General features: G+C 42.9%; 8 protein-coding genes and 1 pseudogene. 7 read left to right on the top strand and 2 right to left on the bottom strand.

Going from position 1 to position 9,803, the window contains the following annotated elements; translation table 11 throughout:
• Positions 1 to 528: 528 nt before the first annotated feature.
• Positions 529 to 618, bottom strand: a pseudogene (locus tag HMPREF9145_RS12555) (tetrahydrofolate synthase); the annotation flags it as partial.
• A 1,122-nt stretch (positions 619 to 1,740) separates the two neighbouring features.
• Here HMPREF9145_RS12555 and HMPREF9145_RS00750 point away from each other — a divergent pair.
• From HMPREF9145_RS00750 to HMPREF9145_RS12545, 7 genes are all read left to right on the top strand, one after another.
• Positions 1,741 to 3,945 carry a sodium-translocating pyrophosphatase gene (locus HMPREF9145_RS00750; protein ID WP_021824457.1) on the top strand — a complete coding sequence of 735 codons (2,205 nt, stop codon included), beginning with the start codon at positions 1,741 to 1,743 and terminating at the stop codon, positions 3,943 to 3,945.
• A gap of 188 nt (positions 3,946 to 4,133) precedes the next feature.
• Complete coding sequence (locus tag HMPREF9145_RS00745; RefSeq protein ID WP_021824458.1) at positions 4,134 to 4,982, top strand: M48 family metallopeptidase; 849 nt, start codon at positions 4,134 to 4,136, stop codon at positions 4,980 to 4,982.
• A gap of 27 nt (positions 4,983 to 5,009) precedes the next feature.
• Complete coding sequence (locus HMPREF9145_RS00740; RefSeq protein WP_021824459.1) at positions 5,010 to 5,912, top strand: DUF1266 domain-containing protein; 903 nt, start codon at positions 5,010 to 5,012, stop codon at positions 5,910 to 5,912.
• Between the two features lie 108 nt (positions 5,913 to 6,020).
• Positions 6,021 to 6,935, top strand: coding sequence for a DUF1266 domain-containing protein (locus HMPREF9145_RS00735; protein ID WP_021824456.1), 915 nt, complete (start codon positions 6,021 to 6,023; stop codon positions 6,933 to 6,935).
• 315 nt (positions 6,936 to 7,250) lie between these two features.
• Positions 7,251 to 8,456: a nicotinate phosphoribosyltransferase gene (gene pncB, locus HMPREF9145_RS00730; RefSeq protein ID WP_021824455.1), complete on the top strand. Its 1,206-nt coding sequence runs from the start codon at positions 7,251 to 7,253 to the stop codon at positions 8,454 to 8,456.
• 15 nt (positions 8,457 to 8,471) lie between these two features.
• Positions 8,472 to 8,714, top strand: coding sequence for a tetrahydrofolate synthase (locus HMPREF9145_RS12550; RefSeq protein ID WP_081697668.1), 243 nt, complete (start codon positions 8,472 to 8,474; stop codon positions 8,712 to 8,714).
• Positions 8,715 to 9,192: 478 nt separating this feature from the next.
• Entirely contained in the window at positions 9,193 to 9,396 is a 204-nt protein-coding gene (locus HMPREF9145_RS12545) for a hypothetical protein (protein ID WP_081697667.1), read from the top strand.
• Between the two features lie 75 nt (positions 9,397 to 9,471).
• On the opposite strand, the gene HMPREF9145_RS13625 is transcribed toward HMPREF9145_RS12545, so the two are convergent.
• Positions 9,472 to 9,585: a DNA-directed RNA polymerase gene (locus HMPREF9145_RS13625; protein WP_196809731.1), complete on the bottom strand. Its 114-nt coding sequence runs from the start codon at positions 9,583 to 9,585 to the stop codon at positions 9,472 to 9,474.
• Positions 9,586 to 9,803 lie beyond the last annotated feature (218 nt).

Genomic DNA, 9,803 nt, shown 5'->3' with positions numbered 1-9,803 from the left:
AAAGCCTCTCCCCCAGCCCCTCTCCGAAGAGAGAGGGGAGTAGTTAGTCGTGGAAATGGAGGGAGTTGTTTTGGAGTTAGTTTGGGGTGGTGATGTTGTTGATAATTAAAGGTGAAATGGTTTGGGGCAAACAAAGCCTCTCCCCCAGCCCCTCCCCAAAGAGGGAGGGGAGTAGTTAGTCGTGGAAATGGAGGAGGTTGTTTGAGGATTAATAAGAGATGTAGATGAGGTTGATAATTAAAGGTAAAATGGTTTGGGGCATTTCATCGCGTAATTTGCCGTGTTTTACCGTATGAAATGATAGAGATTATCGCATAAAATGATGCAAATTATATTATGCTTTTTATTATTCAACGCCGTAGGTGTTGCGTTTTTGATAGCCCAGGGTTGCCAAACGATAGTGCAGGCTACCCTGGGTTAGCATATGGTTTGTGGGGAACAACGCCGTAGGTGTTGCGCTTTTTTTGAGTAATCCGTCACTAAAGGTTTCATTGTAAGCATGCCTTCATAGAAAAAGCTCAACACCGATGGCGTTGAATCTCCTTGCGAACGTTTACCCGGGGTAGGCTCGTTCCTCGCCAACCCCGGGCTATCAAAAGAACAACTCGTACCGAGTTGCGTGGTGAAATAAATGTGAGCGTGGCGTGGTTGATAACAAAATGTAAAATAATGAAAGGCAAATAAGGCCTCTCCCCCAGCCCTTTGCTTTCCTCGTTTCGCAAGCTTCACGAACAGCGACCTATGGTTCTCCGAAGAGAGAGGGAAGTAGTTAGTCGTGGAAATGGAGGAGGTTGTTTTGGAGTTAGTTTGGGGTGGCGGCACTGTTGATAATTAAAGGTAAAATGATTTGAGGCATTTCATCGCATAATTTGCCATGTCTTACCGCGTGAAATGACGTAGATTATATTGCCGTTTGGTACAAATCATAACATAGGATATTGGATGTTGAATTATGCCTTGATATATATCGTTTTACAAATTATTTGAATCAATGTCGTGGATAAAGTTTATTTCCGCGTGACAAGCCATCGATTCATATTGTAAAACTAAAAAAATTGCATCGAGAAATACACTTTTCAACGCTGTAAGCGTTGCGCTTTTGATAGCCCAGGGCTGCCAAGCGATAGTGCAGGCTACCCTGGATTAGCGTGTGGTTTGCGTGGGCTAACGCCATAGGTGTTATGCTTTCTAAGCGTAATCCGCCATTAAAATCCTTGCTATACCCATACCTTCTCAAAGAAAACTCAACACCTATGGCGCTGAATCCCCTTGCAACCATTTACCTAGGGTAGGCTCGTTCCTCGCCAACCCTGGGCTATCAAAGGAACAACACCTACGGCGTTGCATTATTGAAACATTCGCATTATTGGATGTATTCCTTGAAACATCGCAATAAAACAAACATCATTATGCACTAAAAACCTTCACATTGCCAAATACATTCATTGGAAAACCATTTTTATACCTACGGCATTGACGATTGACATCATTTACATTGGTGTGTATCATGCCACATATTATTGATGCAATACTTACGCATTAAGAAATAATCAGCGATTGATAATGTTATGTTTTCAGAAGGATAGTAAACCGCATAAATAGAGGATGTGGGCTGCTTGGATAGCGGTGAGGGAACCGATAAAATAGTTAAATAAACAAAAATGAGTACAACGGGTCGATTATCTTTGTATATTTGCGAACGACATAAAGTTTAATAATCTCATAATTTAACCGGAAAACATGATGAATATCCCTACAGTTTTTTTGTTAGTACCATTGGCTTCGGTCACAACGCTATGCATGTCATGGTATTTTTTCAGTGAAATGATGAAGGAAGAAGAAGGAACACTGAAGATGAAAGAAATCGCTTCACACGTTAGAAAAGGGGCAATGGCCTACCTACGCCAGCAATATAAGGTTGTGGGAATAGTCTTTTTGGTGCTTGCTTTGCTTTTCGCCTTCATGGCTTATGCCTTAAAAATACAGAATCCTTGGGTGCCAATAGCTTTTCTTACGGGTGGTTTCTTCTCGGGACTTGCCGGATTCTTCGGCATGAAAACAGCTACTTATGCCTCTGCACGCACGGCAAACGCAGCGCGAAAAGGGTTGGATTATGGGTTGAGAGTGGCCTTTCGGAGTGGTGCTGTGATGGGACTTGTCGTTGTAGGACTTGGACTTTTAGACATTGCGATATGGTTTTTGATTCTCAGTTTCGTATATTCGGATGGCAATATTGCCTTGATAACAATTACAACTACTATGCTCACATTCGGTATGGGGGCATCAACGCAGGCACTTTTTGCACGTGTTGGTGGAGGCATCTATACGAAAGCGGCCGATGTTGGGGCTGACCTCGTGGGAAAGGTTGAGGCAGATATTCCCGAAGATGACCCTCGAAATCCGGCTACTATCGCTGATAATGTGGGCGACAATGTGGGTGATGTGGCTGGCATGGGTGCCGATTTATATGAAAGTTATTGTGGAAGCATCTTGTCGACTGCAGCACTTGGGGCCACAGCCTTTGCCTTAAATGGCGATATGCAGCTACGGGCTGTCATAGCACCAATGATTATTGCCGCCGTAGGTATATTCCTTTCACTCATCGGAATCTTCCTTGTTCGTACGAAAGAAGGGGCAGACATGAAAGCCTTGTTACGCGCTTTAGGACTTGGAACGAATGTAAGTGCGGTTTTGATTGCCGTGGCTTCGTTTGTGATTCTTTATCTTTTAGGCATAGAAAACTGGCTCGGCTTGTCATTTTCTGTTATCAGTGGGCTCGTGGCTGGCGTCATTATAGGACACGCAACAGAGTATTATACCTCGCAAAGTTACCGTCCTACGCAGGAGATTGCAAAGGCAAGTGAAACGGGTTCGGCTACAGTTATCATCAAAGGGCTGGGTACTGGCATGATCTCTACATGCATTCCAGTGTTAGTTATCGCCTTAGCCATCATGCTAAGTTACCTTTGTGCCAATGGGTTTGATATGAGTATGCGAGCTGATTCCATAAGCCATGGGCTCTATGGAATAGGGATTGCCGCCGTGGGAATGCTCTCCACACTCGGCATAACGCTTGCAACAGATGCCTATGGACCTATTGCTGACAACGCTGGCGGTAATGCAGAGATGAGTGAATTAGGGCAAGTGGTGAGACAACGCACGGATGCTCTCGACGCATTGGGCAACACTACGGCGGCCACAGGCAAGGGGTTTGCCATAGGAAGTGCGGCACTTACGGCCTTAGCTTTACTCGCTTCGTATGTAGAAGAGATAAAGATTGCCATGGTAAGAGCCGTCGAAGAAGGTCGTCATTTCATTGACTATGCGGGACAATCTTTTGATCCTTCTCAGGCAACGATGCCCGATTTTATGAACTTTTTCCAAGTAACATTGATGAATCCCAAGGTACTTGTGGGGGCATTTATAGGTGCAATGGCAGCCTTTCTCTTTTGTGGTTTGACGATGGGTGCAGTCGGAAGAGCAGCCCAATCTATGGTAGAAGAGGTGAGAAGACAATTCAAAGAGATTAAAGGAATATTAGAAAAGACGGCGCAACCAGACTATGGTCGTTGTGTGGAAATATCCACAAAGAGTGCTCAAAAGGAAATGATTATTCCGAGTTTACTGGCAATCGCCATCCCCATTGTAGTCGGAATATTGCTTGGAGTGGCTGGAGTCTTAGGCTTGTTGGTAGGTAGTTTGTCGGCAGGATTTACCTTGGCAGTCTTCATGGCCAATGCAGGTGGTGCATGGGACAATGCAAAGAAGATGGTCGAAGAAGGCCATTTCGGAGGTAAAGGGTCTCAAAGTCATAAGGCAACGATAGTGGGTGACACAGTAGGCGACCCCTTTAAAGACACTGCCGGGCCAAGTCTTAACATCTTAATCAAGTTGATGTCTATGGTAAGTATTGTCATGGCAGGACTCACAGTGGCTTTTATTTGAGTATGCTTCATAGCTTTTCATAAGATAAAGGTGATGAATAGGATTGCAAAAAAGCATTAAAATGCATTGCGATTATCTGAATATTACGCAATAAAAAAACAGAAAAAATATTGCAAGAGAATGCAGATTATGTTATTTTTTGTATACCTTTGTGGCATAATTTACACTTTTAAGACAAATAAAATTTTATGAACAAAACATTGTCAAGCATGCTTTTAGGTGCATGCTTCATGCTAAGTGCAACGCCATCTATGGCACAGTTCAACCTTAAAAAAGCTATTGGAGGAGCATCAAAGGCTGTAAAAGCAGCGACTTTAACCGATGCTGACGTAGCAAACTATGTGAAAGAATACATTGATTGGATGGATAAGCACAATCAAGTTTGCCCTGAAAACAATCCCTATTCTATTCGTTTGAAGAAATTAACTCAAGGACTTAACGACGTAGAAGGTATTCCTTTGAACTTCAAAGTCTATTATGTTACCGACGTAAATGCCTTTGCTTGCGCCGATGGTAGCGTGCGTGTGTTCTCTTCTTTGATGGACATCATGACCGATGACGAGTTACTTGGCGTCATAGGACACGAGATAGGACACGTTGCTCACAAGGATTCTAAGAATGCTTTCCGTACAGCTTTGCTCACATCGGCATTCAAAGATGGAGTCTCTTCCACGGGAGGTAAGGCCGCAACGTTTAGCGATTCACAATTCGGAGAGCTTGGAGAAGCGTTGTTGAATGCTACATATTCGCAGAAGCAGGAAAGCAATGCAGACACTTACGGCTATGACTTCTTGAAGAAAAATGGCAAGAATCCTTGGGCTATGGCTTTGTCGTTTGAGAAACTTAAGAAGCTCGAAGAGGACTCAGGTTACCAGAAAGACAGCAAGTTTAAGCGCATGTTCTCGTCTCATCCAGACTTAGATAAGCGCATAAAAGTAATGAGTGAGCGTGCAACGAAAGACGGATTTACTCGTCCAGAGAATAAGATGCCAGAGCAACCTGTTGTGAAGAAGGTCGTAAAAGGAAAGAAAAAGTAACATCATTCAATTTATAAACTTACCTATATGAAGAAAAAACTGACAACAATCTTGGTAATAATGCTCTGCTTTGTGGCTCAATATGCAGAGGCTTTTCGCATTAGAGTCAAGGTGCCAAGCAGCAATCAAGGCGGTGGAGACAGTTCATCTTGGATTTCAACTGCCGTTATTTGTGGTATCATCCTTTACGTTGTAATAAAGTATTGGTCATTCTTTAAGCAGTTATTCCGCTTCTTTACCTCCAGCGCTAAGGTTGAAAAGAATACTGATTTGACGCAAGATCAACAACGAAAGCTATTGTTAAGTGGTGTATTTGCAGCACAAAAGGCAGCTTTATACAATGTAGTTAAGACGGGATTAACAGCAGATGAGCGTGAAAAGATGTTCAACCAAGGTTGGAATATCAGTGACCAAGCATCGGCAATCGAAACACTTGACTATTTGAGATTATCGGGTACACGTCGCTATTTCCCTCAAGTTGTCGAGGCTTTGAAGCTTAAAAACAAGCAAGAAATACAGCAATATCTCCGTGATACCTTTGAAGATAGCGAAGATATCAATAATTGTTGGGAGCAAATTCAATTCGCTTTTGAGTCTATGGACCCTCTAATGAAGGAACACATCATTAGTAATGAGGCCGACTTTTCACGCATTGGACCCGATGCATGGGACGCTGGTCGTCTTGTGTTCATAGCCAGATTGTGTCGCGAAGCAAACTATATCAACGACGAACAACTTTGGAAATATGTTGATGCAGCAGACGAAATAGCACATAGAACGCTTACTTCTTGGGAAGACTTTGGTAAGAGTTACATCATTGGTCGTTGCTTGTGGTGTGGTGCTTCAAATTACTTCGAGGTGATGGCAGGCCATGCTAAGGACATGTATACTAAGCCAAATAGTCCTTGGAAGACTTTCCCTTTCGCTTAATCTGAATCTAATCACGAGATGAAAATAAAGATGTTTCTTTATCAGCCGAATCAAATGGGCTGATAAAGAGACACTAAACACAAACTATAAAAATTAAAAACGAGCAATATGAAAAAGAGAATTATCTATTGCTTAGTATTGATGTTAGGCCTGTTTGCACAGGAAGCTATGGCTCTAAGACTTCGAATCAGAGTACCAAGTGGCTCATCTGACGGCTCAACAAGCGGCTATACATGGATTGTTTACATCATAGTTGGTGTGCTTATTGTCATTGGTTTATATCAATATTTCCTTAAAGCAAAGGCCACTTTACGCCAGTTTGGCAGTGGACTTCGAACTGATTCAAACTCAAATCTCAGTCAAGATCAACAGCGAAAGATGTTGCTTAGCGCCATCTATGCAGAGAATGATAAGTGTTATTTGAATGCTATTAAGACAGGATTAGTAAAAGATGATTGCGCAGAAGTGCTCGAAAGAGACTGGGGTATCTATGACCATAGCTCGGCAATTGACGCTTTAGACGATTTGAAATTAGCCTGCACAAAAGACTATATGCCAAATATTGCAGAGGCATTCAAGTTGAAAGAGCAGAAAGCTATTGAGCAATATCTCAACGAAACGTTTGTAAACAAGAATGAAGCTAAGGCATGTTCTAAACAGATTGAACGCGCTTTCAAGACTATAGGCAATTTAGTTAAGGAAGGAATTGTTAGAGATGAGGCCGACTTTACACGTATAGGTGGCATTGGTTTTGAGGCAACCCGTCTGGTCTTTATTGCTCGTATGTGCGCTGAAAAGAAGTATATCAGCGAGGAAGAAATGTGGCAATATGTTGACTTTGTGGACGAATTGGTTCACAAATCGCTTTCTTCTTGGGAAGACTATGGCAAGAGTTACATCATCGGTTACACCCTTTGGGGCACTGATAGCTATAGCATGGGTCAGACAAAGAAGATATTTAACAAGCTCATTAGCGACCCAAAGAGTCCTTGGAAGACTTTCTCTTTCGCTAAAAAGGCTTAATCTTTATAGATTATTCCCTATAGTTAAACATGTTATTTCACTAAGAAAGCATCCTTATAGGGTGCTTTCTTCCTTTCTCTTCTACTTTGTTTGCACGTGCTTTCCCTGCATTCTTTTCTGTGGAAAGCGTCACTTCGCCCAGCCATTTCTATTTCAAAATTCTTTCTTTTGTTTGCTTTATCTGCCTCAAATGTCGTATATTTGCACCAGACACAGCACGTTTTATGCATCTGAATGATGAGCTTCGCCTTTTCATTTCATTGACTTTGCTAACGAAAGTGTCTCAATAGGAATCATAAAAGCTTTCAAACGACAATGAAACAAATCATCAATCACTTCACAGATGATGACCTTTATAAGCTTTCTATGTGCTGTTCGGTCATCGATAATTACCCTCGTGCCCAAGTAAAATACCAGTTTGTAGACCGCAATAACACGGTATATCCCACTGGGTTTGCTGACGAATTGCGTCGTCAAATCGAAGCTTTGGAGGGCGTTATCATTACAGATGACGAGATAGATTTCATGAAACGGCGATGCAGTTACATGCCACATTGGTTCTTTACTTACCTCCGTGGCTATAGGTTTTCACGCGAATGGGTCAACGTTTCACAAGATATTGACGGACATCTTCACGTGGAATTTGAAGGCAGTTGGTCGGATACCATCCTCTTAGAAGTAAAGGTTCTGGCGATGATCTCAGAGCTTTTCTACATCATGACAGGACAGATTGCAAGGTTAGATTACGTGCAGTTGTATAACAAAACGTGTCAGAAAGCAGAACGATTGTTGGCTGCTGGCTGTGTGTTTTCAGACTTTGGAACACGTCGGCGCGCCTCTTTTGAAGCCGAAGATACGGTGGTTCGTGCATTGAAAGACACCTATCAGAGCCGTGATTGGAAAGGAAGACTCGTGGGAACAAGCAATGTTTACATCGCCATGACCCACGATTTACAACCTGTTGGCACTATGGCGCATGAGTTTGTTTGCGCAATTGGCGGCATGTTTGGACCGCAAATGGCCAATCATTTGGCTATGAACGCCTGGCGAAACACCTTCCGTGGTGCCCTCGGTACATATCTTTATGACTCTTTTGGATGGGATATCTTCTCGTTAAACTTCTCAGAAGACTTTGCAAATCTATTCAAAGGACTTCGCATTGACTCTGGAAATAACCGCGAACAACTAATGAAAATCGTGGAGAAATATCGTTCACTTGGCATTGATTCCCGCACAAAACAGGTTGTGTTTTCAAATGCGTTAAACACTGATTCGGCAATAGAAATTCAACAATATGCAAAAGATTATTGCCTGCCTTCATTCGGAATAGGTACTCATTTCACCAATGATTTCGAAGGTATTGAGCCAATGAATATTGTCATTAAACTTGTTGCATCGAAAATAACAGAGTGTTGGCCCTACTATAATGATACATGTAAGCTCTCCGAAGACCTCGGAAAACACACTGGAAAGCCAGAAGTCATCCGCCGTTTTATGGAGGCTTTACACATGAAAGAGTAGAAAACACCTCATCATTTGAATATTGCAACCACGCAATGCCGTAGGCGTTGTGCCAATATCCCTATGAATACATCTATCATGGTGAATGTGGCAATAATGCAACGCCGTAGGTGTTATGCCGGTATTCCAATGAACAAATCTGTCACCATGAATGTTCTCACCACGCAACTCGGTACGAGTTGTGTTTTTGATAGCCCGGGGTTGGCGAGGAACGAGCCTACCCCGGGTAAACGTTCGCAGGGAGATTCAACGCTGTAAGTGTTGAGTTTTCTTTGAGAAGGCATGGTTATAGTGAGGGGATTCATGACAGATTACGCTTAGAAAGCGTAACACCTATGGCGTTGAAATATTCCATCCGTAACATGAATTACGTTATCTCGCGCCAGGAAATATGGCGGATTACGCAAAGAAACCGCAACACCTATGGCGTTGTTCCACGCACAACATACACTAACCCAGGGTAGCCTGCACTATCGTTTGGCAACCCTGGGCTATCAAAAGCGCAACACCTACGGCGTTGAATAATAAAAAGCATAATATAATCTGCGTCATTTTACGCGACAATCTACGTCATTTCATGCGATAAAATACGGCAAATTGCGCGATGATTTGCCCCAAATCATTTTACCTTTAATTCTTAACACCATCGCCACCCCCAACTAACTCCAAAACAACGCCCTCCATTTTCACGGCTAACTACTCCTCTCTCTCTTCGGAGAACCATAGGTCGCTGTTCGTGAAGCCTGCGAAACGAGGAAAGCAAAGGGCTGGGGGAGAGGCTTTGTTTGCCATAAACCATTTGGCGCTTTATTATCAACCACGTCACGCTCACAATTGTTTTATCTCGCAACTCGGTACGAGTTGTTCTTTTGATAGCCCAGGGTTGGCGAGGAACGAGCCTACCCTGGGTAAACGTTCGCAAGGAGATTCAACGCTGTAAGTGTTGAGCTTTTTCTATGAAGGCATGCTTAAAACGATGTAATTTATTGCGGATTAATCAGAAAAAGCGCAACACCTACGGCGTTGTTCCACACAAACCATGTGCTAACCCAGGGTAGCCTGCACTATCGTTTGGCAACCCTGGGCTATCAAAAGCACAACACCTACGGCGTTGAATAATAAAAAGCATAATATAATTTGCGTCATTTTACGCGATAAACTACGTCATTTCATGAGGTAAAACACGGCAAATTGCGCGATGATTTGCCCCAAATCATTTTACCTTTAATTCTCAACAACATCACCACCCCTAATTAACCCTCAAACACTCCCCTCCATTTCAAGAGGTAACTACTCCCCTCTCTCTTCGGAGAGGGGCTGGGGGAGAGGCTTTGTTTGCCATAAACC

It is taken from the genome of Segatella salivae F0493 (assembly GCF_000477535.1).
Taxonomy (GTDB): Bacteria; Bacteroidota; Bacteroidia; order Bacteroidales; family Bacteroidaceae; genus Prevotella; species Prevotella salivae.
This window is presented reverse-complemented; position numbering and strand designations above follow the sequence as displayed.

Coding starts and splice junctions, on each gene's coding strand:
- HMPREF9145_RS00750 (WP_021824457.1), top strand. CDS start 1,741: ATGATGAATATCCCTACAGTTTTTTTGTTAGTACCATTGGCTTCGGTC.
- HMPREF9145_RS00745 (WP_021824458.1), top strand. CDS start 4,134: ATGAACAAAACATTGTCAAGCATGCTTTTAGGTGCATGCTTCATGCTA.
- HMPREF9145_RS00740 (WP_021824459.1), top strand. CDS start 5,010: ATGAAGAAAAAACTGACAACAATCTTGGTAATAATGCTCTGCTTTGTG.
- HMPREF9145_RS00735 (WP_021824456.1), top strand. CDS start 6,021: ATGAAAAAGAGAATTATCTATTGCTTAGTATTGATGTTAGGCCTGTTT.
- pncB (WP_021824455.1), top strand. CDS start 7,251: ATGAAACAAATCATCAATCACTTCACAGATGATGACCTTTATAAGCTT.
- HMPREF9145_RS13625 (WP_196809731.1), bottom strand. CDS start 9,585: ATGCTTTTTATTATTCAACGCCGTAGGTGTTGTGCTTTTGATAGCCCA.